This is a genomic window from Pseudomonas sp. B21_DOA, assembly GCA_030544685.1.
In the GTDB taxonomy this organism is placed as follows: Bacteria; Pseudomonadota; Gammaproteobacteria; order Pseudomonadales; family Pseudomonadaceae; genus Aquipseudomonas; species Aquipseudomonas fluorescens_AO.
The window spans coordinates 3635818-3660205 of record CP086683.1; the positions used below are offsets into that span (position 1 = coordinate 3635818).

Here is a 24388-nt window from a genome sequence, read left to right on the forward strand (position 1 = left end):
CTCACACAATGCCAGTGGCGTAGAAAGTGCCGATCACCACGAAAACTGCCAGGGTCTTGATCAGCGTAATACAGAAAATGTCTTTATAGGCTTCGCGGTGGGTCAGCCCGGTCACCGCCAACAGCGTGATCACCGCGCCGTTGTGCGGCAGGGTGTCCATGCCGCCACTGGCCATCGCTGCGACGCGGTGCAGCACTTCCAGCGGAATATTCGCCGCGTGCGCCGCACTGATGAACTGCTCGGACATCGCCGCCAGCGCAATGCTCATGCCGCCCGAGGCCGAACCGGTGATGCCGGCCAGCAGCGTCACGGTGATCGCTTCGTTGACCAACGGATTGGGAATCTGCTTGAGCCAGTCAGCCAGCACGAGGAAACCGGGCAGCGCCGCAATCACCGCGCCAAAACCGTATTCGGAAGCGGTGTTCATAGCCGCCAGCAGCGCACCGCTGACCGCGCTTTTGCTGCCTTCGGCAAGCTTGCTGCGAATCGCCTGAAGGCCGAACGCCAACACCATGAGGATGCCGACCAGCAACGCCGCCTGCACCGCCCAGATCGCCGTGAGTTTGGCGATCTCGGTGGCGACCGGCGCGGCCATGCCCGGCAGCGCGAGGCTATGAGTCTTGCCGTACCACTGCGGAATCCACTGGGTAAACAGCAGATTCATGATGCCCACCGCCAGCAATGGCGACAGCGCAATCCAAGGGTTCGGCAGCTTGAGATCTTCTGCCGTTTCCGGTTCGTTGCGCAGTTCTGTGCCGTAACCTTCGCCGGCACGCTGCGCCTTGTTGCGCTGACGCTGCAGGAACAGCATCCCGGCGCAGAATACGAAGATCGTGCCGATCACCCCCAGCCACGGCGCCGCCCAGGCGGTGGTGTTGAAGAAGGTGCTGGGGATGATGTTCTGGATCTGCGGCGTGCCGGGCAGGGCGTCCATGGTGAACGAGAACGCACCGAGGGCGATGGTCGCCGGTATCAAACGCTTGGGAATATTGCTCTGGCGAAACATCTCCGCTGCAAACGGGTAAACGGCAAAGACCACGACGAACAGCGACACGCCGCCGTAAGTGAGCAGGGCGCAGACCAGCACGATCACCAGCATCGCTTGCCTGGTGCCGAGCAGGCGAATGGCCGCAGCGACAATCGAGCGGGAGAAGCCCGACAGTTCGATCAACTTGCCGAATACGGCGCCAAGCAGGAACACCGGGAAATACAGTTTGATGAAGCCAACCATTTTGTCCATGAACACCCCGGTGAACGCGGGTGCGACGGCAGACGGATCGGTGAGCAGCACCGCGCCGAGGGCGGCGATCGGGGCGAAGAGGATGACGCTGTAGCCACGGTAGGCAGCCAGCATCAGCAGCGTCAGGGCTGCCAAGGCAATGATCACACTCATGGTGTGTCTCTCCAGGATTGTTATTTTTGTGGGTGGAACGGGTGTGGAGATGTGTTAGCGATTATTGTGCCAACTACCTAACATGTTGATATCTATAGATATTTCATGAAGTACTGAGATTGTGCCGGAAAATTTGTCTCGTTTGTGAGACCAAAAGATCGCAGCCTTCGGCAGCTCCTACAAGGAAATACGTATCAACCCTGTAGGAGCCGCCGAAGGCTGCGATCTTTTGATCTTAAAAACACTATCCAAGATAAGAGATCAGTGTCTCTTTATGTAGACTCAACGATCCCCAGCGCAGCCATTTTCTTGTACAGGGTCGACCGCCCCAGCCCCAGCCGAGCGGCAGCCTCCGGTACTTTCCCATCGCATTGCGCCAAGGTCGACTCGATCAACTGCCGATCAAACCGCGCCCGCGCCTTGGCAAATGTCTCACCGGCCGGCGCTTGCAGACTCGGTTCGGGCGTTCGCTGAACCGGAGTAAACGTGCCAATCGCCGCGCGAATATCCTGTTCGGTCAAGATCAGATCATCACTGAGCAACGCCGCCCGCTCCAGTACGTTGCGCAACTCGCGAATGTTGCCCGGCCACGCATGCTGGCCCAGCAACGCCAGCGCATCGCGGTGCAGTTCATGCTGGCTGCGCAGTTCTTCCAGAATCGCCTCGCTCAGCGCCGGCAGATCATCGAGACGTTCGCGCAGCGGCGGCACCTGGATCGGCAGTACGTTGAGGCGGTAGTACAAATCGGCGCGGAATTCGCCGCGCTTGATCGCCGCCTGCAGATCCGTCGAGGTCGCGGCGATTACCCGCACATCGCTCTGGATCACTTCGTTGGAGCCGACCGGTTCGTACTCTTTTTCCTGCAACACCCGCAGCAGTTTGCTTTGCAGCGGCAGCGGCATGTCGCCGATCTCGTCGAGAAACAGCGTGCCGCCCTGAGCGACCTGCAGTTTGCCGGTGCGCCCCTTGCGATCGGCGCCGGTAAAAGCGCCGGGTGCCGTGCCAAAGAATTCGGCTTCCAGCAGCGCTTCGGGAATCGCCGCACTGTTGATGCTGACGAAGGCTTTGTGTGCCCGTGGCGAGGCGCTGTGAATCGCTTGGGCAAGCAGCTCTTTGCCGGTGCCGGTTTCCCCAGCAGCAAAACGGGCGAATCAGCGCTGGCACTGCGCCGGGCGCGGCGTTTGACTTCGAGGCTGGCGGCGCTGGTGCCGATGAAATGGGCGAAATTGTATTTGGTCTGCCGCGCACGCAGCAGCGAGCGGGTCGAGGCGAGTTCTTCCTGCATACTCAGGTAGCGCTTGAGCATCGGCGACAGCGTGCGCAACTCGTCGAACAGGGCAAAACCGATGGCGCCAATCACGCTGCCGGCGTCGTCGTGGATCGGCAGGCGCATCACCACCAGCGGTTCCTTCGGCGTGTCCTGCATGTCCAGCAGAATGGGGCGACCGGTGCGCACCACTTCGCGCAGCAAGCTGCCGGGGATCACACTTTCGCAGGATTTGCCGATGGCGCCTGCCGCCGATTCGAGACCAAAGCGCCGCGCGTAGCGTTCGTTCATCCAGACGATGTTCGCTTCGCGATCGACGATCACCGTGCCTTCGCTGGACTGCTCGATGATCTCGAACAGCGAACGGATCGCCAGGGTGCGAACCCGTTGATAGTCCTTGAGGCTTTCGGTGGTGTTCATCTGCAGGGTCCTGAAAATATTTCGCCTGTTAAAGGCCTCATCGCGAGCAGGCTCACTCCTACAGGGGAACGCATTCCAATTGCAGGAGTGAGCCTGCTCGGGATAGCCATGACTCGGTTCCGAGGCGAGCGCCGATTATGCCTACCCCGGATGCGCCGCCGCCAACAGCTCTTTGGTGTACGGATGCTGCGGGTTGTCGAACACGTCGTGACTGGCGCCCCGCTCGACGACCTGGCCGTCCTTGATCACGATCATGTCATGGGCGAGCGCGCGCACCACCGCCAGATCATGGCTGATGAACAGGTAGGTCAGACCGTGTTTTTCCTGCAGATCACGGAGCAGGGCGACCACTTGTTTCTGTACGGTGCGGTCGAGGGCCGAGGTCGGTTCATCAAGAAGGATCAGCGCGGGTTTGAGCACCAGTGCCCGGGCAATGGCGATGCGCTGGCGCTGACCGCCGGAAAATTCATGCGGGTAGCGATGGCGGCTCTCCGGATCCAGACCGACTTCCTTGAGAACACGAATTACCTGCTCGTCGCATTCGTCAGCCGTCGATTCGCAATGCACTTCCAGGCCTTCGCTGATGATCTGTGCTACCGACATGCGCGGGCTCAGGCTGCCAAACGGATCCTGAAACACCACTTGCATCTTTCGGCGCCACGGCCGCAGTTGCTTCTGATTGAGACCATCAAGTGCTTCGCCCTGAAAGCGGATACTGCCTTCGGAGTCGAGCAAGCGCAGAATCGCCTGCCCCAGCGTCGACTTGCCCGAACCGGACTCGCCAACAATGCCCAAGGTCTTGCCGCGCTGAATATTCAGGCTGATGCCATCAACTGCGCGCAAATATTGCTTGCGGCGAAACAGTCCGCCACCGACCTGGAAATCGACACGCAGGTCAGCGACTTCCAGCACATTTTCACGTTCGTCACGGGGCAGGGCTTCACCTTCCGGTTCTGCGTTCAACAGCACGCAGCTGTAAGGGTGTTTGGGTTCGGTAAACAGGGTTTCGCAGGGTGCCTGCTCGACGATCTCGCCAGCCTTCATCACGCACACCCGCTGCGCGATGCTGCGCACCAGATTGAGATCGTGACTGATCAGCAGCAGCGACATGCCGAGCCGCTGTTGCAAGGACTTGAGCAGCAAGAGAATCTTGCGCTGCACGGTGACATCCAGCGCCGTGGTCGGCTCGTCGGCAATCAACAACTCCGGTTCGCAGGCCAGGGCCATGGCGATCATCACCCGTTGCCGTTGCCCGCCAGAGAGCTGATGCGGATAAGCTTTCAAGCGTTCCTTGGGCTTTTGAATGCCGACCAGTCCGAGCAATTCGAGAATACGCTGCTGCGCTTGCTTGCCGCCGAGGCCACGGTGCAGCAACAGGGTTTCGCCGATCTGCTTTTCGATGGTGTGCAGCGGATTGAGCGAGGTCATTGGCTCTTGAAAGATCATCGCAATGCGATTGCCGCGCAGCTCACGCAAGACTTTCGGCTCGGCACCGAGCAGTTCCTGTCCGCGATAGCGGATGCTGCCACGGGTTTGCGCCTCCGTATCGGGCAGCAGTTGCAGGATCGAATGCGCGGTCACCGATTTCCCCGAGCCCGATTCGCCGACCAGCGCCAGGCACTCACCGGGGCGGATATCCAGGCACAGTTCTCGCACCACCGTCTGGCCATGGAAGGCGACATTGAGGTTGCGGATTTCGATCAGGTTTTCAGTCATGGTCACGCTTCAGGATCGAGGGTCGAAAGCGTCACGTAACGCTTCGCCGATGAATACCAGCAAGGAGAGGATCAGCGCCAGGGTGAAGAATGCGGTCAACCCGAGCCACGGCGCTTGCAGGTTCTGCTTGCCCTGGCCGATCAGTTCGCCCAGCGAGGCACTGCCGGCCGGCATGCCGAAGCCAAGAAAATCCAGCGCGGTCAACGTCGAAATCGCCCCGGTCAAAATGAACGGCAGATAGCTCAGTGTCGCGTTCATCGCGTTGGGCAGGATGTGCCGGAAAATCACTTTGCGGTCAGTCAGGCCCAAGGCGCGTGCGGCTTTGACGTATTCCAGATTGCGCCCGCGCAAGAACTCGGCCCGTACCACATCGACCAGTGCGAGCCAGGAAAAGAGCGCCATGATCCCCAGTAACCACCAGAAATTCGGCTCGACGAAACCGGAGAGGATGATCAGCAGGTAAAGCACCGGCAGTCCCGACCAGACTTCCAGCACCCGCTGCCCCAGCAGATCGACCCAGCCACCGTAATAGCCCTGCAACGCGCCGGCGGCGATACCGATCAGCGCGCTGACAAACGTGAGCATCAAGGCAAACAATATCGATACCCGAGCGCCAAAGATGACGCGGGCCAGCACATCACGCGCCTGATCGTCGGTGCCCAGCCAGTTGACCGATGTTGGTGGGCTCGGCGCCGGTTTGTTCAGGTCATAGTTGGGCGTGTCATCGCTGAACGGAATCAGCGGGAACAATAACCAGCCGCCGTCCTTGTGGATCAGGTTTTGCACATATTCGCTGCGGTAATCAGCCTGGAAGGGCAGTTGCCCGCCGAACTCCTGTTCGGTGTGGCGCTTGAACACCGGGAAGTACCACTGGCCCTGATAACTGACCATCAACGGCTTGTCGTTGGCGATCAATTCACCACCCAGCGTCAGGATGAACAGGCCGATGAACAGCCACAGCGACCACCAGCCGCGACGGTTTTTCTTGAAACGTTCGAAACGTCGGCGTCCTAGAGGCGAGAGCTTGAACATCAGGCATTCCTCGCAGCGAAGTCGATACGCGGGTCGACCAGGGTGTAGCAGAGGTCGCCGATCAGTTTTATCAGCAGGCCAAACAGGGTGAAGATGAACAGCGAGCCGAATACCACCGGATAGTCCCGCGAAACCGCCGCTTCGTAACTCATGCGCCCAAGGCCATCGAGGGAAAAATCACTTCGATCAGCAGCGAGCCGGCGAAGAACACGCTGATGAACGCCTGAGGTATGCCTGAGACCACCAGCAGCATCGCGTTACGAAAAACGTGTCCGTACAGTACGCGGCGTTCGCTCAAACCTTTGGCCCGGGCCGTGACGACGTACTGTCGGGTGATTTCATTGAGGAACGAGTTTTTCGTCAGGATGGTCAGGGTGGCGAATCCGCCAATCACGAGTGCGGTGACCGGCAGCACCAGATGCCAGAAATAGTCGGCGATCTTGCCCAGCGTCGACAGCGATTCGAAGTTGTCCGAGACCAGTCCGCGCACCGGAAACCAGTTCAGCGAAGTGCCGCCGGCAAATACCACGATCAGGAACATCGCAAACAGAAACGCTGGCATTGCATAGCCAATGATGATCGCCGTGCTGCTCCAGATATCGAAATGGCTGCCATGGTGGACGGCCTTGCGGATGCCCAGCGGGATCGACACCAGATAGGTGATCAGCGTCGCCCACAGCCCGAGCGAAATGGTCACCGGCATCTTTTCCAGAATCAGGTCGGTGACGGTGGCGCCGCGAAAGAAGCTCTTGCCGAAATCCAGCTGCGCGTAGTTTTTCAGCATCAGCCACAGGCGTTCGTGGGCAGGCTTGTCGAAGCCGTACTGTTTCTCGATGTCCTTGATCAGCTGCGGGTCGAGGCCACGGCTGGCGCGCGACGCGTTGCTCGATGTCTCGCTGGCTCCGCCGCCGACGCTGGCACCGCCGATGCCTTGCAGATGGGCGATGGCCTGTTCCACCGGTCCGCCGGGCGCGGCCTGAATGATCACGAAATTGACCAGCAGGATGATCACCAGCGTCGGAATGATCAGCAGCAGGCGCCGCAGTATGTAACCCCACATCAGTGCGGCCCTCCGGGTCTGCTGCGACTGATTTTCTCAGCGGTCATTTGTTGGTTGGTCAACGGCGTCCGGCTGATTTCCCACCAGCTCTCGATGGCTTCGTCATTGCTCGCCTGGACCGTGGGAATGCCGAAGCGGTTCCACCAGACGGTCGAAGTGCCCGGCGGGTAGTAATTGGGAATCCAGTAGTAGTTCCATTGCAGCACTCGGTCCAGTGCATGGGCGTAATGCAACATGTCCGATTGAGTCGAGGCGCGGATCAGGCCGTTGATCAACGTGTCGACCGCCGGGTTTTTCAGCACCATGTAATTGTTCGCGCCCGGATCGTTGGCCGCTGCCGAGCCGAAGTAGTTGAGCAGCTCGCCGCCCGGAGACGTCGTGACGGGGTAGCCGGTGACGATCATGTCGTAATCGCGGCTCATCAGGCGATTTACATACTGCGAAGAGTCGATGCGGCGGATGTTGAGCTCAATGCCGATCTGCTTCAGCGTGCGCTTGTATGGCAGCAGGAGGCGGTCCATGCCGTTCTGGCTGACCAGAAAGGTGAAGCTCAATGGCTCACCGGCGTTGTTGACGAGTTGATCGCCGTCCGGTTTCCAGCCGGCCTGCTCGAGCAAATCGAGCGCTTGCAATTGCTTGTCACGGATGATCCCGCTGCCATCGGTCTTCGGCGCTTCGAAGACTTGAGTGAACACTTCCTCAGGAATCTGATCGCGCAGCGGTTCGAGGATTTTCAGTTCCTGTGCGTCGGGCAACTGTCTAGCGGCGAGGTCGGTGTTGGAGAAGTAGCTCTGCTGGCGGATATACACGTTGCGCATCATCTGCCGGTTGCTCCACTCGAAATCCCAAAGCATCGCCAGTGCCTGGCGCACGCGACGGTCCTGGAACATCGGCTTTTGCAGATTGAACACGAAGCCCTGGGCGGATTGCGGCGCTTCAGTGGCGAGGTGGGCTTTCTGCAAACGGCCATCGCTGAGGGCCGGGCTGTCGTAGCCGATCGAATAGCCGGTCGCGGAAAACTCGCGGTTGTAGTCATAGGCACCGCCGCGCAGGACCTGACGAGCGACATCGGTGTCGCCGAAATACTCGATACTGAAATGGTCGAAGTTGTACAGGCCGCGACTGACCGGCAGGTCCTTGCCCCACCAGTCGCCATTGCGTTCGAAGGTGATGCTGCGCCCGGAGTCGACCTTGCCGACCCGATACGGCCCGCTGCCCAGCGGCGATTCATAACCACCGCCGCCGGCGAAATCGCGACTCTTCCACCAGTGTTCGGGAAACACCGGCAGGGTCGCGATATCCAGCGGCAAGGTGCGGTTTTCATTGCTTTTGAAGTCGAAGCGCACGGTCAGTGGGCCTTCGATTTCAACGCCTTTGACGTCGGCGAACTGGGTGCGATAGCGCAGGCTGCCCTGGGTCATCAAGAGATTGTAGGTGTAGCGCACGTCTTCAGCGGTGATCGGTTTGCCATCGGCAAAGCGCGCCTTCGGATTGATGAAGAAACGCAGCGAAAGACCATCGTCCGAGCGCTCCAACTGTTGTGCGACCAGGCCATAGACGGTGTATGGCTCGTCCAGTGAGCGCTGTGCCAGTGGAGAGTAAAGGAGCCCGTCGATCTGTGTTACACCGATGCCTTTGTCTATATAAGGCAGCAAATGGTCGAAGTGTCCGATTTCGATCGCCGAGCGACGCATTGTCCCGCCCTTCGGCGCTTGCGGATTGGTGTAGTCGAAATGGCTGAAGCCGGCGGAGTACTTCGCCGGTTCGCCGTAGACGGTCAGTGCGTGTTGCGGCGCAGCGACCACACCGGCGGCACCCGTGAGAAGGGCGAGGGCGGTGAGCATCAGTGTGGGAAAAACCAGTCGCATCGTCAGCCTTGGAACGGAAAATCGATAAGCGCAAGTTGTACGCGAGCCGCGCGCCACTCGCCAGCCGTATATGTAACTGAAACACAACGGCCCACCAGAAGGCGGGCCGTTGTAGCAATCGGACGACGAATCAGTCCTGACGGCTGGTGACTTCCAGCAGGTGATAACCGAACTGGGTTTTCACCGGGCCTTGCACGACGTTGATCGGCGCGCTGAACACCACGGTGTCGAACTCCTTGACCATCTGGCCTGGACCGAACGAACCCAGATCACCGCCCTGACGGCTGGACGGGCAGCTGGAGTTGGCTTTGGCGACTTCAGCGAAATCGGCGCCGCCTTCGATCTGGGCCTTGAGTTCGTTGCACTTGTCTTCGCTGGAAACCAGGATGTGGCGGGCAGTGGCTTTAGCCATGGGAAATTCTCCGAACTGTTTCAATAAAAGGTGGAGCCTACCGGAATCAGTGGGCGAATTCTCGGCAAAGTTCCATTCTGCGTCCCTGACTCTATTCAAAGATCCGCCGCACGCAGGCGCCGGGCATGCTCGACGTACAGTTCGATCGGATCGGGTGAAGAGATCTTCGTGCCCGCAGTTTTTCGCAGACTGGCCAAGTGATCCATCGGATAATCGGAGCGGATCACATGGCCGAGGTGAGCGCTGAAGCGTCCGACAAAACCGTCATTTTGCTGGGGTTCGGTGGTGAAGTATTGCGACAGGGCCCGGCATATGCCCTGGACCGGATCCAGTGCTGGCTGCGCCGATTGCGGAACAACTCCACTCCACGAGTAATAACGCACGCCGTTGACTTGCTCAGCACCGTGGCCTCCCCAGGTTTGCGGCAGACCCTGTGGGAATTTGTCATTGAATTGACCAACGCCAACGGTAGTCAGCGCATTGAGTGCGGCGAGCGCATTCTGCGGTAACGCCACGCTGCCGCTGAGCAAGCACAGAAGATCGGCAAATTGCGTCGCAACATTTTGCGCAACCACTTCCGGCAGCTTGCCGGGGACCAGCGCCTTGCGCAGAAAGTCGGCGAGCTCCGAACCATGATTCGGGCCGCTGACGGAGGTAACTGAAGCGACGAGGTCTGGTGCAAGCGCTGCAGCATAGCGTGCAGCCAAGGCGCCCTGACTGTGTCCTATAAGGTTGACTTTCCTGGCGCCTGTGCCTCGCAGCACGCAGGCAATCTGTGACAGCAATTGCTCACCCCTCATTTCGTTGTCGTGAGTGGCGCAAAGGTGTGGAACAAACACTCGACAGCCGGCCGCTTTCACCGCGGACTTGACGTCATGGAACAGCTCGAAATGACCGATACGCTCGAACCCGAACAGACCGTGGACCAACAGGATGGGATAACGAGTTGTAGCATTCCGTTGCATGTTCTTACCTTTTTCGTAGAAGTTCATCGGGAAATCACCGGGCCACTCTAAAACACTCATCCCGTTGAAGAAGTACGAAGAAGCTTCACTTCGTGTTTGAAAATGGACTACGAGGTGTACGAAATTTCGGAGACCTGTGAAATCCGAATCGGAAGTTCGCCGGGTCGTTTGTCGTCATAACTGCGCGAACTCCTCAGTTGCCTACTTTGCTGGTAGCGGTTACGCCGTCGTCGCGGTGTATTCGGCTGACATCCAGAACATCCAAAGAAGTCCTCAATGTAGATGTCAGTGTCGTCGTTCGGAACGGCACGCTTTCCAGGGAGTGGAGACGAAAATGAACAGCCATGAAGTCGAGTTTTGCTGGCGGATGCGTCAGCCGGCAGTTGCCAAAATGTCTATCGAGCCTCTGATGGCGCCAACGATTGATGGGGTGGAGGGCAGCGTTCTGGAGCCTTCGTTGGCCAGGGCCGTTGTTCGCATTTCTCCTTATGCCAACATGCATTGTGGTGATCAGTTGACGTTGAGCTGGGAGGGGCTCGATATCGAAGGCTTCGCCTATCAATACGAGAAGGTTCGATTCGTCAGCCAGGCTCAGGTTGGCAGAGAAGTCATCTTCGTCATCAAGGGCATGCATGTGGCTGCGCTGGATGGTGGTTCGCTCGAGGTTTACTGGACACTTCAAAGTGCGTCCGCACCCAACGCAGTGGAGTCTGTTCGCCTGCAACTGTCTGTGGGAGATGTCCGCGCGCAACTGTTGGCACCGCAGATAGAAGGCTCGGTAAGCGGAGCGCTGGAGCCGTCGCGAGTGACCGAGGGCACATTGGTTACGTTGCAGCCCTACGCGAGAATGTCGCCGGGGGACCGGGTGATGTTGTCCTGGCACGGTGATACCTCGCCCGAGATCTTTACCGACACGTTGAACGTGGAGGCCTACGCCGTTGCACAAAATCTGTCGTTCTGGGTGCCGGGCTGCTATATCGAAGCGCATCGCGGCGGTGAGGTCGTCGTCGCCTACCGGGTCGAACAACCCTGTGGAACGGTTCGCACGTCGGAGCCAGCGAAAGTTTTCATCGGGCCGGCGGTGCGTGCTCGGCTGGCTGCGCCGGATGTCGTTGAAGCGATTGAAAATGTGTTGTCAGTGAAGGATTCGGTAGACGGGGTTTCCATTCTCATTGAGGACGCGCAAGTGCAGGAGGATGAGCTGGTCTATCTCAAGCTTGACGGCGAATTTTTCAGTCACCGCGATGATCTTGAAATCACTTCGGAGCTGGCCGGGCAACCGCTGAGTTTCATTGTCCCTCACCGCTTCTGGCGGGAACATCATGGGACAACGGTCGAGATTGCTTACACCGTAGAACGCCTGGATGACGTCAGTCAGCAATCTGCGGTGAGACGGATCAGCGTAATGGCATAGCGTGGGAACGTCAGCCCTCCACGCTCTGCATGGAGCGGGAGGGCGACTTGCGATCACATCCTGGTGTGTGCGAGACGGTGTGCGGCGTCGGTCAGCAGTTGTTCGGTTGCGCCGAAGCCGAGGCAGCCATCGGTAATCGATACGCCATAGCGCAAAGAAGTGCTCAGCGGCTGGCAGCCTTCGAACAGGTGTGATTCAAGCATCATGCCGATTAGCGAATGGTTTCCACGCAGGCGTTGGTCAAGCACGTCGTTGAACACGGCTGGCTGACGCAGTGGATCCTTGCCGCTATTGGCGTGGCTGCAATCGACCATAATTCGACTGGGGATCTTCAGTCGGCTGAGTTCGGCGCTGATTTTGGCGACGCTGGTTGCGTCGTAGTTTGGCCCATGATGGCCGCCGCGCAGCACCATGTGGGTGTCCGCATTGCCAGCGGTTTGCACGATCGCCGGATGCCCTTGGCTGTCCACGCCGAAATGCCGATGCGGATGAGCTGCCGAGCGCATGGCGTCGACGGCAACGGCGGCGCCGCCGTCGGTGCCGTTTTTGAAGCCGACCGGCATGTTCAGGCCGCTTGCCATCTCTCGGTGAATTTGCGATTCGGTGGTGCGGGCACCAATGGCCACCCAGCTCAGCAGGTCATCGAAGTAATTGGCAGCCATGGGTTGGAGCAGTTCGGTGGCAACCGGTAGTCCGAGCCGGATCATTTCCAGCATCAGTTCGCGGGAAAGTATCAGGCCGGCGGCCATGTCATCAGTGCCATCCAGATGCGGATCGTAGGCCAGGCCTTTCCAGCCGATTGTGGTACGTGGCTTTTCAACATAGGCGCGCATGACCAAGAGCATTTCACCGCTGACATCCTCAGCCAGACGAGCGAGCTTGCTGGCGTATTCGATTGCCGATTGCGGGTCGTGAATAGAACAGGGACCCACGATGACCAGCAGGCGTGGATCTTCACCGTTGAGGATGGCACGCACCGCCTGACGGTGAGTATTGACTTGTTGTTGCAGGGAATGACTGAGCGGGAACTGCTGTTTGAGCTGCAACGAGCTCGGCAGACGCAGGGTCAGCGCTTCGTTGGCAGAATCGAGGGCGGACAGCGGCAAAGCGGAAACGGAGGAATTCATATTCGGTCTTCCTGGGCGGATGGCGGGCATTTCCCGCGCGCTCGGCCCTACAGGGGTGTTCGACAAATGGCCGTACTGGCTGGGCGTGTGTGTTTGCCACCTGTGGGTGACCGATCGGAGGCGGCAGGCTGTCCCGAGCGGAGGCTGGTAAATCGCCAGGCGCTGAAGCAGTCGTAACGGTAATAAGTGCTGTAGTTCATGGTGTAATCCTCAAAGTGTCTGGTGTGGTGCTCGAAAATGTCGGGCCTGAAAAAACAAAACCCCCGGTCGGGAGGCCGACCGGGGGTTGAGAAATCTCTGGTAGGCGACCCGTTATCATGGGCGCCGTTTGGGTATCAGGCGCGCCAGTGGCTAAACCAATACCCAAAATAAAAGTTGACTGGAGCGCACACGTCATTCACCCGGACAGGCGCAATCGAGCGCGGGGCGCTGGCGATGCGAATCTGTGGAAGGGCGTTGAACATGGTTTTCTCCGTTGAATGCGCCGAGCTTACTCGACGCCGATGCGCGTCAGCAATCGGAAAATGCTATTGCCTGCCGGTCGATATGACTATCGAGTTGCAAGCGATGCGGGTGAAATGAACTTTTTTGCAGTTAATGGAGGCGGAGAATGAGCTACCGGACTCGGCATGCCACCGGTGATGACCTGGCTTTCTCGCGGGATCTGACATGCCGGAACATGCTGCGCTATTACATTGACCACGATCTGTTGTGGCAGGACGAAGCGTTCGACGCAGGCTGGCAGTACCGTGATAACTGGATGATCGTTCAGGATGAAACGCTGATCGGCTTTTTCAGTCTGAGCCAGGATGCGCGGGCGCTGTACATACGCGAATTACAGATTGAACAGGCCTGGCAAGGGCAGGGCGCCGGCTCCTGGGCCATTGGTCAGGTTGTCGAAATGGCTCGTCAGGCGAGGCGACCGGCACTGCGGTTGACGGTGTTCGATAACAACCCGGCCCAAAAACTCTATGCGCGCAAAGGACTTCGCATTGTGGGCAGGGATGAGTGTTTCCTGCGGATGCAGCTCGATCTGAGTACAGCTGTGCTCTGAAACCCGCAGCCGGCAAGCCCTGAATGATGAATTGAAACTTTTTAAATGCGGCTTTCCGCTAGGTCTGTCTGGCACTTTTTGCTAAGGTGTCCGGCATCCCAATAAGACCATATCGCGAGGTGTCTGCTTGATTAGGGTGCTAGTGGTCGACGACCATGATCTCGTTCGCACAGGCATTACACGGATGCTGGCCGATATTGATGGCCTGCAGGTGGTGGGTCAGGCCGAGTCAGGTGAAGAGTCCCTGATCAAGGCCCGTGAGTTGAAGCCTGACGTAGTGCTCATGGACGTCAAGATGCCCGGCATCGGCGGCCTCGAAGCCACACGAAAACTGCTGCGCAGCCACCCGGACATCAAGGTGGTTGCCGTTACGGTGTGCGAGGAAGACCCTTTCCCGACGCGTTTGCTGCAGGCCGGCGCCGCCGGTTACCTGACCAAGGGCGCGGGTCTGCCGGAGATGGTTCAGGCCATTCGGCTGGTTTTCGCCGGGCAGCGTTACATTAGTCCGCAGATTGCTCAGCAGTTGGCGATCAAATCATTCCAGCCAACCAATGATTCGCCGTTCGATGCCTTGTCGGAACGGGAAATCCAGATCGCCTTGATGATTGTCGGCTGCCAGAAAGTCCAGATCATTTCCGACAAGTTGTGCCTGTCGCCGAAAACCGTGAACACCTACCGCTACCGCATTTTCGAGAAGCTTTCGATCAGCAGCGACGTCGAGCTGACACTGCTCGCGGTGCGTCACGGCATGGTGGATGCCAGCGCCTGACCATGACCGAGACATTCGATTCCAGTGCTTTCCTGTCGACCGTCAGCGGTCGGCCCGGCGTCTACCGCATGTTCGACAGCGAGGCGCGCCTGCTGTATGTGGGCAAAGCGAAAAACCTGAAGAAACGTCTGGCGAGCTACTTTCGCAAAACCGGGCTGGCACCCAAGACTGCCGCACTGGTCGGGCGTATCGCTCAGGTCGAGACGACCATCACCGCCAACGAAACCGAAGCGCTGCTGCTTGAACAGACACTGATCAAGGAGTGGCGGCCGCCGTACAACATCCTGTTGCGCGACGATAAGTCCTATCCCTACGTGTTTTTGTCGGACGGGCAGTTTCCTCGCCTGAGCATTCACCGCGGCGCCAAAAAGGCCAAGGGCAAGTACTTCGGCCCGTATCCAAGTGCCGGCGCTATCCGCGAAAGCCTGAGCATTCTGCAAAAACCTTTTTCGTCCGTCAGTGCGAAGACAGCTATTACAAGAACCGTACGCGGCCCTGTCTGCAATACCAGATCAAGCGCTGCAAGGCGCCTTGTGTGGGTCTGGTCGAGTCTGACGTTTACGCCGAGGACGTGCGCCACTCGGTGATGTTCCTTGAAGGTCGCAGTCATGCGTTGACCAACGAACTGTCCACCGCGATGGAAGAGGCGGCGATCAATCTTGAATTCGAACGCGCCGCCGAATTACGCGACCAGATTGCCTTGCTGCGTCGGGTGCAGGACCAGCAGAGTATGGAAGGCGGAACCGGCGATATCGACGTCATTGCCGCATTCGTCAACCCTGGCGGCGCCTGTGTCCACTTGATCAGCGTGCGCGGCGGCCGAGTGCTGGGCAGCAAGAATTTCTTCCCGCAGGTCGGCATCGAGGAAGACGTTTCCGAAGTCATGGCGGCGTTCCTCGGCCAGTACTACATCAGCAGCCTTGAACGCGACCTGCCGAGCGAACTGATCGTCAACGTGGTTCACGACGATTTTCCAGCGCTGATCGAAGGCATCCATACCTTGCGCGGCCGCGAGTTGGCAATCAGCCACCGGGTGCGCGGAACCCGCGCACGCTGGCAGCAACTGGCCGTGACCAACGCTGAGCAAGCGTTGGGCGCGCGCCTGGCCAACCGTCAGCACACCGCTGCGCGATTCGACGCGCTGGCCGAGGTGCTGAATCTGGATGAGCCACCACAACGCCTGGAATGCTATGACATCAGTCATTCCAGTGGTGAGGCTACGGTTGCGTCCTGCGTGGTGTTTGGCCCGGAAGGCGCGATCAAGTCGGATTACCGCCGCTACAACATCGAAGGCGTCACCGCCGGCGACGATTACGCGGCCATACATCAGGCGCTGACCCGCCGTTTCAGCAAACTCAAGGACGGCGAGGGCAAGCTACCCGACATCCTGCTGGTCGACGGTGGCAAAGGCCAACTGTCGATGGCCCGCGATGTGCTCAACGAACTGGCCGTACCGGATCTGATCCTGTTGGGCGTCGCCAAGGGCGCCACCCGCAAGGCGGGTTTCGAAACCTTGTATCTGAATGATGCAGCGCATGAGTTCACCTTGCGTGGCGATTCACCTGCCCTGCACCTGATCCAGCAGATCCGCGACGAGGCGCACCGCTTCGCCATTACGGGGCATCGCGCGCGTCGCGGCAAGACACGCCGCACCTCAACGCTGGAAGGCGTGGCAGGGGTAGGGCCGACTCGTCGTCGGGATCTGTTGAAACATTTTGGTGGATTGCAGGAGCTGTCTCGTGCAAGCATCGAAGAGATCGCCAAAGCCCCGGGGATCAGTAAAAAGCTCGCAGAGTCGATTTATGCGAACCTGCATAGTGAGTAGAATGCCCCTTCACCTCGTAGCCAGTTGTGCCGATGAATATCCCTAATCTGATTACCGTTCTACGCGTCCTGCTCATCCCGATCTTTATTTTGCTGTTCTATCTGCCCTACGAATGGAGTTACATGGCCTCCGCTTCGGTGTTCGCCTTCGCGGCCGCAACCGACTGGCTTGATGGTTACCTGGCGCGCCGACTGGAGCAGAGCACACCGTTCGGTGCGTTCCTCGATCCGGTCGCCGACAAACTGATGGTCGCTGTTGCTCTGGTCCTGCTGGTGCAGGAACACGGTAATCTCTGGCTGACGTTGCCAGCCGCGGTCATCATCGGTCGCGAGATCGTTATTTCGGCGCTGCGCGAATGGATGGCCGAACTCGGCGCCAGGGCACAGGTTGCAGTTTCAAATCTGGGCAAATGGAAAACCGCTGCGCAGATGCTCGCACTGGTGATTCTGCTGGCCCATCCAAAGGCGTTCAGCTTCTGGGTTGTGCTCGGTTATACGCTGCTGATAGTGTCGGCAGGGCTGACCCTGTGGTCGATGGTTCAATACCTTCGCGCCGCCTGGCCGCACCTGAAGACCGATGTCGAAAAGAAATAAAACTTTTTTGAATCAAGGGGTTGACGGGGCTTCTTAATTCTATAGAATGCGCCACACCAAGCGGGAATAGCTCAGTTGGTAGAGCACGACCTTGCCAAGGTCGGGGTCGCGAGTTCGAGTCTCGTTTCCCGCTCCAATTTGTACAGTGTTTGTTGTTGCGCTACTGACAGCGAATACTTTGAGGCCGAGTAGCAAAATGGTTATGCAGTGGATTGCAAATCCACCTACGCCGGTTCGATTCCGACCTCGGCCTCCACTATCAAAAACCCCGTAGATCAATGATCTACGGGGTTTTTTATTGTCTGCAAAAAACGTGGTGTTCACATGTTTGCGGAGGGTCAATCAGCGAAGCACGATCCGGTCTGAATGTGGCTGGCACCTTCCACCGTCAGATTCGAGAAAAAGATGCAGCCAATGAGCCGCGCGAACAGCGTCAATGTCTCTGCAAGATCGGGGTTGTCAAACAGAACAGCCCTTGAGTCCAGAGCACATAAGGCCCCCCAGAGTCTCCCGTCCGGCAGGAAAACAGGCGCGCCTGCGTAGCTTTCAATTGAATACTGCTTCACCACAGGACGTGACGACAGTCGTCCATCCTTGCTGATTTGTGGAAGGAAGAGGGCTTGGGGATTTCGTCGAAACTCACTGCAAAGGGTGGTTTCCAGATCCAGCGTATCGCCGACATTTATTCCCAGTTCAATCGGATCGTACGCCGAACATACAATCCATTCCGTTTCCGTGAATTTTGCGATTCCGGCAAAGCGTGTACCGGTCAGACGGGTGACGAGCTGCAGGATATTGGTGGTCGCTTCGATCTCGGCGATCGCCGAGCGCTCCTCTTGGCTTAAAGACGCTTTTAGAACGGTGTCACTCATTTGCATGGAATCAAATCTCCTGATTGCTTGTACATCCCTGAGCTCTGCTCTGGTGACGTTCTGTGAGGCGTGATCGTGGTGAAGGGGCGTGCTAATTACCTTTCATCGCTTTCGAGGCCATCCTTTAGCGTAGACATCCCGTCCAGTCTTGGGTTGCCTGCTCATAATCTCAATCGATGAAACATCTGTCACCCGTGCAGCTAACGTGATCGTGAGCATCTGAATCTTTTGAGTCTATCGGCCCAATTTCCAGTCGGGTTGCTGCGATTTGCCAGTAACCTCGGCGTCGACTTCAAACAAACTCCGTAGCTCCCTGATTTCTTGAGCTTTTTGATTTTTCGCGGTCAGCGATATTTAGTTCTCAAATCGCGCGCTCCAAACTTGCTTCACCGGGACGTGATGTATATATTCCCCGCTCGGCTTTTCAAGCGGCCATCCTGTCAGGACCGCAACCGCAAGGCTGAACAAAGCAACACCGCGCTACCGCCCGAATGGCGAAACTGGTAGACGCATGGGACTTAAAATCCCCGCTCGTAAGGGCGTGCCGGTTCGATTCCGGCTTCGGGCACCATCTTAAATCAAGGGTTTGCGGGCGAAAGCTGATGCAAACCCTTGTTTGTTTCTGGTCCGCTATTCCGGAGTTGGTCCGCAATTCACTTGGTCGGCATGACTTTTTTGCCTTTTCGATTGCGGATGTACTGCTCGGTCATAACCACCGTCGTATGCCCAAGTTGATCTCTGGCTTGCAAGATATCGCCACTGGATTCAGCCTTATCGGTACCCGCCTTGGCGCGCAAGTCGCGCATCTGAAATTCAGCTTTCGGCACGCCGGCCGCTTCCCTGGCCAAGTCGAATCTCCTGCGCAACATCGCCACCGTCATCGGTGTGCCGTCCTCTGTAACGATCAGCCGCGTCGAGCGGACCTTGTGTTCTGACTTGCGGGACATGATTCGATCAATCAAAACCTTCAGCTCCCCCGTTATCTCGATCCGCCGCTTCGCCTTTGTCTTGCCCTGCAAAACCCAAATCTGCCCGTCACGCACGTCGCGCTCATCCATCAGCCGGGTATCTGTTACCCGTTGCCCGGTCAGATAGGCGAGGTCCATTGCGTCTTGCAGGCCCACATCTGCCTTGTCGTGCACGCGTTTGAACAGCGCATCCTCGACATACGTATCCCGCCCGGTTTCCTTGTTTCCCTTGATGCCGGCGCATGGATTGGCAAGAGACGTATAACCCTTGTCCCGAGCGTAATTCCAGATGGCGCTGAGCAGCGCTTTCTCGCGGTTCGCGCGCACCGGCGCGGCCTTGCGCCATGTCAGGTACTGGCGTACGTGCAACGGCTCGATCGTTTCCAGCGGCGCTGGCGGGTCGTCGAAGAAAGCGATCAGATTCTTCAGCTCGCGCTTGTTGTCAGCCTGGGTCGCCGTGCCTTTGGTAGGGACGACGTCGACCATGTATTTTTCGGCGACGTAGCGGAACGTAATGACCTTGGCGACCAGATCGGTTGCGGTGCGATCACGCTCAAGCTTCGCGTACTCCATGATCGCCAAGCCGTAGTCGCTGCCCAGTGGAATTTCCTTTCTGTCTTTGCCGCCCGTGTCGTAGTAGTAGAACACCCGGCCGCTGGCTTTCTTGCGCTCCCGCAGCCTGGCGATCGAGCCGGGTTTACTTGGTCGTCTTCCCATGTCAGCTGGCCTTACGTGATTTCCATACGGGCTTTTCTGATTCAAATGCGCCGACGGCGGTGACCGCCATCGCGGTGACGCTCGGCCAGCCGTTCACTTTAATCGTATGGCGGACGCCGTTCTTTTTCAGGTTGAGGATCTGACCTGCCTTGGTTCGCGCGCCGGTGAGCTCGCAAACCTCCTCGTGCGATAGAAACTGAATGGTCATGTGATGCTCCATGCCGCGCGTGGCGCGCAGAAGGTGGTGTGGGCTACAGGTTCACTACCTGACTGTTCGGATCGAAAGGTTTGCCGTCGGGATCTACCACCAGGCGCGGCACGTTCTTTTGAAGAAACTCATCGAAACACTGAGGGCAATAACTGGCCTGAGTGGTCTGAAGCTGAGCGTGCCCGGTGTAGCCGCACTTCGGGCACTTGAGTGCTGTGGGGATAATGAAAGCCATGAGGATTCCTCGCCCGCCGTACACCGGCAGGCTTTTGAGTTGGGGGAGGGGTTAGGGCTTGGTGGTGTGCTGGCGTTTGCGTGCAGCGGCAACCAAAGCTTTGGATGTTTTCGCCACGCCGCCGGCAACGTCCTCGGGGAGGATTGCGGCATTGCAGTGAGGGCAGAGCGGCGCCATCTTCGTGCTGCGCCAGGCTTCGTCCATCACCTTTGCGGCGCGGCTACGGATCTGGAACTGTTCAGCTTCTGCCAGCTCACGGCGCCGAGTATTCAGCTTGGTCATGCCGGCGCTGAAAACCTCGACTATTCCAACAAAGGCGTCGAAAGCCTCAACCTCTACTTCACAGTCTTGGCACCAGACGCGCCGCTCTCCTTGGTCATAAACCAATTGTTTGTGTCGGCAGGAGGAAGCTGGGCGCCGTGTTAATCCTCTGGCTACGCGCAGGTCTTCGATCTGAACGACCTTCACGCCGTAAATGTAATCCTGCGGCTCAATCGGGGCCTCACTCATCACCGCGGCCCCTTGTAGCAGTACACGTAGGCGCACCAGGCGAGGGCGATCATGGCGTCACCCGCTTGAACTCGACGACCCAGACCCACGGGTTTGCGTCCCAGTCGCCGCCGGTGGAGTTCCACAACTCCTTCCACGCCTCCGGGTACCAGTCTCGGTAATTCGGCGAAACATCATCGCTTGCCAGCTCCGGCGGACACTGCAGGCCTTCCGCCCGGATATCGGCGCGGCTGATGTCCTGCAACCGCTCGACGCGCACGTCAGTGATCTCCAGCAGGATGCGGCTGGCCCAGCGCGGCATGTGGATGCTTGGCTTCCAGACTGGCTGATCGGCTTCATATGGGGTAAGCCCGTCGGCGGCGTACACCAGCGTGCCGTCGTCGCGCGCCTCGCTGACATCCAAGTCGTCCGGTTTGAGGTAGGGGCCGCGCATGACCTCGCTGTGATCGCAGTACCAGGTCTCGCGAACCCAAAGGCGATCGCCTTGCCGGCCATACGGGCATCCCCCGTACATGGCCAGCTGAGCGGCGCATTCCTCCTCAGTCGCACCGAATGCAGCGAACCCCCAGCGCGGATGGTCTTGAACCACTGCGATCCACTGATGTTCCAGTGAGTCAGATTTGCTGCGGCTCGGGATCTGGTTGCCTTTGACTAGCCTTCGCGTGACCGTCTTCTGCCCGGACAAGATCGAGCGAACCATCGCTCCGTTGAAAAGGATGGGGCGCTCTTTGTGGAAGGGTTCCGGCGCCGGGCGGGGCTTGGCCATTTTCGCCTGGCATCGCTTGCAACTGACAAGATCGCGGTTGTGGGTACCGTCCCACTCGACTTCGGATTCTTCATTCAGGCCGCAGGCCGATAGCGACCAGCGCTCGTTGTCCTGCGTGCAGCCGGAGTCGACTATGAGGTGGTTTTTCCTGGGCATGCCGGTTCCTTGCCGCTATAGCGGCTGACTTTGAAGGGGAGGGAGATACTGCGGGGTGCTGGTGAATACGATGCGGTCGATGCGCTTGAACTCGGCAAGCATCAGGGCGCCAGCTTTTATTAGTTAACGAGCTGGAGTCGACAGCTTCTAGAGAGCTTCATCGTTTGAATTGGATGGTGGATAATGCCAGAAACCACTTTTTGGAGTTTTGTATGGCAGGGAATAATGAATGGTCAATTTTCTTGGAGAATCTTGGCAAGGTAGCCGCTTGTTCTGTTGTTCTGGTTGGCGTCTCTTTTTGTGCTGGATACTTTTCCCTAAAGGGCTATCTGAACTCATTAGGGGCTAGTTGGTTCTTAGGGTTTTACGGTGCCACCGAGTTTGTAGTTGGTGGTATTTGGTATGCTGCTTTTTTGTTTTTGGTATGGTTTTAGTGCTGCTTATCGCCAATCTGGGTTGGTTGTCTCAGTTGTCTTTAAGGATTGCTAGTTTTATTTTAGGAACGTTAGTGGTGGTAATTGGGCTTGTACTTATTATGGGTTTCGGTCGGCAGGAAGCCATGTCATATCTTGGCACTACGTGGGCTTTTGCCTTGATTACATTGGTTTGTGCGATAAATATATCTGTTGCCGTTCATGACCAAAGTGGTGGCACTCCGTATTACAGACTTCTTGGACTGCTGTCTGGTAGTAGCTATCTTATCTGCATTGTAGTGGTTATTCCGTTGATTAATGGAGATTCGTCTGCTCAGCTCTTGCGCAACAAAGATTCTAAGGTCACGAGCTACGTTTATAAGGTAGAGGGCGAAAAAAATTTATTCTGGTTTCAGCTGGCGGTGGAAAGATACTTGTAGTTGACAATGACATGACAACATTTAGCGTCGTTGACCCGTCTACTATCTGGGGGTCAGATAAAGAGTGTAATATCTGCGGAATTGTAGATCGCTTTCGTTGCAGGCCATCAAGGTGGCGATGTCGAGGCGCATGAAGTCGCTCCAGTTGCCGCCGTCGGAGTTGATCTCGGCGGGGTTTGTAACGGGGTGGCCGCCGGCTCGAAGCTAGCGGTCATGGAGAGGAGCAGCAGGAAGTTCAGGTCCAGAATGTTGCTCATGGGACCGCTGAGGTAGATGCGCTTCATGCTGCCTCCTGCTGCGGTTGTTCTTGGCGCAACGCGCCCTGTACCGATTCCACCACCCGGCGCAGATAGTTGAATTCGTGATTCTCCTCGACCGCCTTGTCGCCAACCGGGTAGTGCCACTCATCACCAAACAGTTCAGTCAGCAGCCTGTCGTGATGCCAGCATTCGCTTGGCGACTCGACGCTTCGCAGAGCGTCGATGTCGTGCCAGAGCTCACGCGCCTCATCCTTGCTCAGCTCATCCAGCTCCCAGTCATGTCGGCCGGTCTGTTGCCGGCGCCGCTGGACGATGCACTTTTTCGCGAAGGTGTGAAGGGCGTTCCCGCTGAACCGCGTACTGCTGATACCGCGATCGAGGCAGTTCAGGACGTAGTGCCAATCACAGTCGGCCACGAACTCGGCCACCGTGCGCGGACCCATGCCGCCCCAGTAGGCGCTCCAGCTGTGGTCCCAGCAATTGACCGTGATTTTGCCCTGGGCGGTCTGATAGCTCGGGTCGGATTCAGTGGGGCAGTCGCGGCGGCCGAAGTCCTCGAGGAACACGGTAATAGCGTCGAGACGCGGCGCGCCGGTGATCACCAGCTTGGTCACAGTCGAGCGCTCAACCTTCAGCGGCTCGGCCGGTTTGTTTTCTGTGGGGATGACGGATACCTATGCCGGGGCATGCCCGGGCGGTGGAGGGTGGCGAGGGATCAGCTACAGTTCAGCGTTCAGTCAATGGAGAAACTTATGAGCTGCTTTATCTGTGGTGGTGCGGCAAGGACTGTCCCTTCGATCGGGGACTATCAAGAAAGAGTGTGCGCCGGCTGCGGGCATTACCGGATAAGCGGAACAGTGGTTGATCAACTAGAGCGTTTCAACCGCAAACTCGATATAGATCTCATGCGCACGTTTGTTCAGCGGGATGCAGCTAAAGGGATCGTTCCCAACATTACGACCTATGTGGCAAATATCGAGTGATTGTCAGGCGGCTGCTTTCAGCGCTTCGATGATTCGCTGACCGGCGAGCGGCGGAACAGCGTTGCCAGCCATGTGCATGGTCAGCCGGTGGTTGTCGGGACGTAGGGTATCAGCGGGGAACGACATGGCGGCCAGCGCTTCGTTGGCCGAAAGCATCCGCATTTCATCGCCGCGAACCAGCGCCCAGCGATCCAGCGTAGTAATGGTGCCGATCGGTCGGTTGATATCACGACCGGTCAGCCCTGAGCCCTTGCCGTAGTAGGGCATGATGAACTGATCACCGAATCGCTCTCGGCCGTTGCGCACCCGGTCCAAAGTGGCCTGCGCGCGCCCTGGCTTATCGATTGGTGACCAGCGCCCAGCGTCGAACTGCAGGAAGCTGGCGGCGGGAACGTGCTGTCGCCGGTGCAGTTCGAGCATCAGCGGCGACTTGCTGCGTGTGCAGACCAGGAACAGACGCACGCGGTGCTGTGGCACGCCGAGATCAGCGCAGTCGACTACGTGCGGCGCGATCATGTAGCCCAACGCTGCCATGGCCTGCGACCAGGCTGGATACAGTGCCCAGTCCGTGAACTCTTCGACATTCTCAACCAGCACAACTTCGGGCTTGTGGTACTCGGCGGCGGACACAACCGCCCATGCTGTCGAGCGGGATGCGTCGTGCTGTGCATTGCCTGACTTTTTGCCCCGGGCTTTCGAATGCCCCTGGCAGCACGGTGACGCGAGCATGATGTCGTGAGCTGGGACCTTCGACCAATCGGCCTGATGCAGGTCTTGGCAGATGTGGATGGCGTCCGGGTGATTGGCGCTGTGCCACTCGACGGCGACCGGCCAGTGGTTGGCCGCCCAGATAACTTCGATGCCGGCATTGCGGGCACCAGTGGACCATCCGCCAAGACCGGCGAATAAATCGATTGCAGTGGGCATGGGGATACCTCGCCGCGT

Annotated in this window: 23 protein-coding genes, 3 tRNA genes and 3 pseudogenes; 11 read left to right on the top strand and 18 right to left on the bottom strand. The window is 58.2% G+C overall.

Features of this window, described 5'->3' with window-relative positions:
• Position 1: 1 nt before the first annotated feature.
• From LJU32_16745 to LJU32_16780, 8 genes and pseudogenes are all read right to left on the bottom strand, one after another.
• Positions 2 to 1393: a GntP family permease gene (locus LJU32_16745; protein WKV87380.1), complete on the bottom strand. Its 1392-nt coding sequence runs from the start codon at positions 1391 to 1393 to the stop codon at positions 2 to 4.
• A gap of 272 nt (positions 1394 to 1665) precedes the next feature.
• Positions 1666 to 3080 (bottom strand): annotated as a pseudogene (locus LJU32_16750) (sigma 54-interacting transcriptional regulator).
• 141 nt (positions 3081 to 3221) lie between these two features.
• Positions 3222 to 4796 carry an ABC transporter ATP-binding protein gene (locus LJU32_16755; GenBank protein WKV87381.1) on the bottom strand — a complete coding sequence of 525 codons (1575 nt, stop codon included), beginning with the start codon at positions 4794 to 4796 and terminating at the stop codon, positions 3222 to 3224.
• A gap of 9 nt (positions 4797 to 4805) precedes the next feature.
• Positions 4806 to 5828, bottom strand: a complete 1023-nt coding sequence (locus tag LJU32_16760) for an ABC transporter permease (GenBank protein ID WKV87382.1) — start codon at positions 5826 to 5828, stop codon at positions 4806 to 4808.
• A pseudogene (locus tag LJU32_16765) lies at positions 5828 to 6888 on the bottom strand (microcin C ABC transporter permease YejB). Before LJU32_16765 ends, LJU32_16760 begins: the two are co-directional and overlap by 1 nt.
• A complete protein-coding gene (locus tag LJU32_16770) occupies positions 6888 to 8756 on the bottom strand; it encodes an extracellular solute-binding protein (GenBank protein ID WKV87383.1) in 1869 nt (622 codons plus the stop codon). Before LJU32_16770 ends, LJU32_16765 begins: the two are co-directional and overlap by 1 nt.
• Before the next feature lie 130 nt (positions 8757 to 8886).
• The gene (locus LJU32_16775; protein ID WKV87384.1) at positions 8887 to 9168 is read right to left on the bottom strand and encodes a peptidylprolyl isomerase; all 282 of its coding nucleotides are present in this window, start codon (positions 9166 to 9168) and stop codon (positions 8887 to 8889) included.
• 95 nt (positions 9169 to 9263) lie between these two features.
• Positions 9264 to 10133, bottom strand: coding sequence for a triacylglycerol lipase (locus LJU32_16780; GenBank protein WKV91129.1), 870 nt, complete (start codon positions 10131 to 10133; stop codon positions 9264 to 9266).
• A 334-nt stretch (positions 10134 to 10467) separates the two neighbouring features.
• Between LJU32_16780 and LJU32_16785 the strand changes: the two genes are divergently transcribed.
• Positions 10468 to 11547: a hypothetical protein gene (locus LJU32_16785; GenBank protein WKV87385.1), complete on the top strand. Its 1080-nt coding sequence runs from the start codon at positions 10468 to 10470 to the stop codon at positions 11545 to 11547.
• A gap of 53 nt (positions 11548 to 11600) precedes the next feature.
• Here LJU32_16785 and LJU32_16790 read toward each other — a convergent pair whose 3' ends face one another.
• Positions 11601 to 12674 carry a 3-deoxy-7-phosphoheptulonate synthase gene (locus LJU32_16790; protein ID WKV87386.1) on the bottom strand — a complete coding sequence of 358 codons (1074 nt, stop codon included), beginning with the start codon at positions 12672 to 12674 and terminating at the stop codon, positions 11601 to 11603.
• A 610-nt stretch (positions 12675 to 13284) separates the two neighbouring features.
• Here LJU32_16790 and LJU32_16795 point away from each other — a divergent pair.
• The 6 genes and pseudogenes from LJU32_16795 (at position 13285) to LJU32_16820 (ending at position 17171) form a co-directional block, all read left to right on the top strand.
• Positions 13285 to 13728, top strand: coding sequence for a GNAT family N-acetyltransferase (locus LJU32_16795; GenBank protein WKV87387.1), 444 nt, complete (start codon positions 13285 to 13287; stop codon positions 13726 to 13728).
• A 127-nt stretch (positions 13729 to 13855) separates the two neighbouring features.
• Positions 13856 to 14497: a UvrY/SirA/GacA family response regulator transcription factor gene (gene uvrY / locus LJU32_16800; protein WKV87388.1), complete on the top strand. Its 642-nt coding sequence runs from the start codon at positions 13856 to 13858 to the stop codon at positions 14495 to 14497.
• 2 nt (positions 14498 to 14499) lie between these two features.
• A pseudogene (gene uvrC, locus LJU32_16805) lies at positions 14500 to 16322 on the top strand (excinuclease ABC subunit UvrC).
• Positions 16323 to 16354: 32 nt separating this feature from the next.
• Positions 16355 to 16915 (top strand): CDP-diacylglycerol--glycerol-3-phosphate 3-phosphatidyltransferase, encoded by a 561-nt coding sequence (pgsA, locus tag LJU32_16810; protein WKV87389.1) that lies wholly within the window; start codon positions 16355 to 16357, stop codon positions 16913 to 16915.
• Between the two features lie 60 nt (positions 16916 to 16975).
• A tRNA-Gly gene (locus LJU32_16815) sits at positions 16976 to 17051 on the top strand.
• A 46-nt stretch (positions 17052 to 17097) separates the two neighbouring features.
• Positions 17098 to 17171: transfer RNA gene (locus LJU32_16820), tRNA-Cys, on the top strand.
• A gap of 82 nt (positions 17172 to 17253) precedes the next feature.
• On the opposite strand, the gene LJU32_16825 is transcribed toward LJU32_16820, so the two are convergent.
• On the bottom strand, positions 17254 to 17793 hold the full coding sequence (locus tag LJU32_16825; GenBank protein ID WKV87390.1) for a GAF domain-containing protein: 540 nt from the start codon (positions 17791 to 17793) through the stop codon (positions 17254 to 17256).
• 479 nt (positions 17794 to 18272) lie between these two features.
• On the opposite strand from LJU32_16825, the gene LJU32_16830 reads away from it, so the two are divergent.
• Positions 18273 to 18358: transfer RNA gene (locus tag LJU32_16830), tRNA-Leu, on the top strand.
• An 82-nt stretch (positions 18359 to 18440) separates the two neighbouring features.
• On the opposite strand, the gene LJU32_16835 is transcribed toward LJU32_16830, so the two are convergent.
• Genes LJU32_16835 through LJU32_16855 form a run of 5 tightly spaced genes read right to left on the bottom strand, consistent with a single transcriptional unit; the run spans position 18441 to position 21347 of the window.
• The gene (locus LJU32_16835; GenBank protein ID WKV87391.1) at positions 18441 to 19472 is read right to left on the bottom strand and encodes a tyrosine-type recombinase/integrase; all 1032 of its coding nucleotides are present in this window, start codon (positions 19470 to 19472) and stop codon (positions 18441 to 18443) included.
• A 1-nt stretch (position 19473) separates the two neighbouring features.
• Positions 19474 to 19680: a DUF4224 domain-containing protein gene (locus LJU32_16840; protein WKV87392.1), complete on the bottom strand. Its 207-nt coding sequence runs from the start codon at positions 19678 to 19680 to the stop codon at positions 19474 to 19476.
• A 43-nt stretch (positions 19681 to 19723) separates the two neighbouring features.
• Positions 19724 to 19915, bottom strand: a complete 192-nt coding sequence (locus LJU32_16845) for a hypothetical protein (GenBank protein ID WKV87393.1) — start codon at positions 19913 to 19915, stop codon at positions 19724 to 19726.
• A 51-nt stretch (positions 19916 to 19966) separates the two neighbouring features.
• The gene (locus LJU32_16850) at positions 19967 to 20425 is read right to left on the bottom strand and encodes a hypothetical protein (protein ID WKV87394.1); all 459 of its coding nucleotides are present in this window, start codon (positions 20423 to 20425) and stop codon (positions 19967 to 19969) included.
• Positions 20426 to 20474: 49 nt separating this feature from the next.
• Complete coding sequence (locus tag LJU32_16855) at positions 20475 to 21347, bottom strand: hypothetical protein (GenBank protein ID WKV87395.1); 873 nt, start codon at positions 21345 to 21347, stop codon at positions 20475 to 20477.
• Positions 21348 to 21559: 212 nt separating this feature from the next.
• Between LJU32_16855 and LJU32_16860 the strand changes: the two genes are divergently transcribed.
• A complete protein-coding gene (locus tag LJU32_16860) occupies positions 21560 to 21781 on the top strand; it encodes a hypothetical protein (protein WKV87396.1) in 222 nt (73 codons plus the stop codon).
• The gene (locus LJU32_16865) at positions 21781 to 22200 is read left to right on the top strand and encodes a hypothetical protein (GenBank protein WKV87397.1); all 420 of its coding nucleotides are present in this window, start codon (positions 21781 to 21783) and stop codon (positions 22198 to 22200) included. The genes LJU32_16860 and LJU32_16865 overlap by 1 nt, the downstream gene beginning before the upstream one ends.
• Positions 22201 to 22307: 107 nt before the next feature.
• On the opposite strand, the gene LJU32_16870 is transcribed toward LJU32_16865, so the two are convergent.
• Together LJU32_16870 and LJU32_16875 are read right to left on the bottom strand one after the other, a co-directional pair.
• Positions 22308 to 22484, bottom strand: coding sequence for a hypothetical protein (locus LJU32_16870; protein WKV87398.1), 177 nt, complete (start codon positions 22482 to 22484; stop codon positions 22308 to 22310).
• The gene (locus LJU32_16875) at positions 22481 to 23074 is read right to left on the bottom strand and encodes a hypothetical protein (protein ID WKV87399.1); all 594 of its coding nucleotides are present in this window, start codon (positions 23072 to 23074) and stop codon (positions 22481 to 22483) included. Before LJU32_16875 ends, LJU32_16870 begins: the two co-directional genes overlap by 4 nt.
• A 138-nt stretch (positions 23075 to 23212) precedes the next feature.
• Between LJU32_16875 and LJU32_16880 the strand changes: the two genes are divergently transcribed.
• Positions 23213 to 23443 (top strand): hypothetical protein, encoded by a 231-nt coding sequence (locus tag LJU32_16880; protein WKV87400.1) that lies wholly within the window; start codon positions 23213 to 23215, stop codon positions 23441 to 23443.
• A gap of 3 nt (positions 23444 to 23446) precedes the next feature.
• On the opposite strand, the gene LJU32_16885 is transcribed toward LJU32_16880, so the two are convergent.
• Entirely contained in the window at positions 23447 to 24370 is a 924-nt protein-coding gene (locus LJU32_16885; GenBank protein WKV87401.1) for a DNA cytosine methyltransferase, read from the bottom strand.
• Positions 24371 to 24388 lie beyond the last annotated feature (18 nt).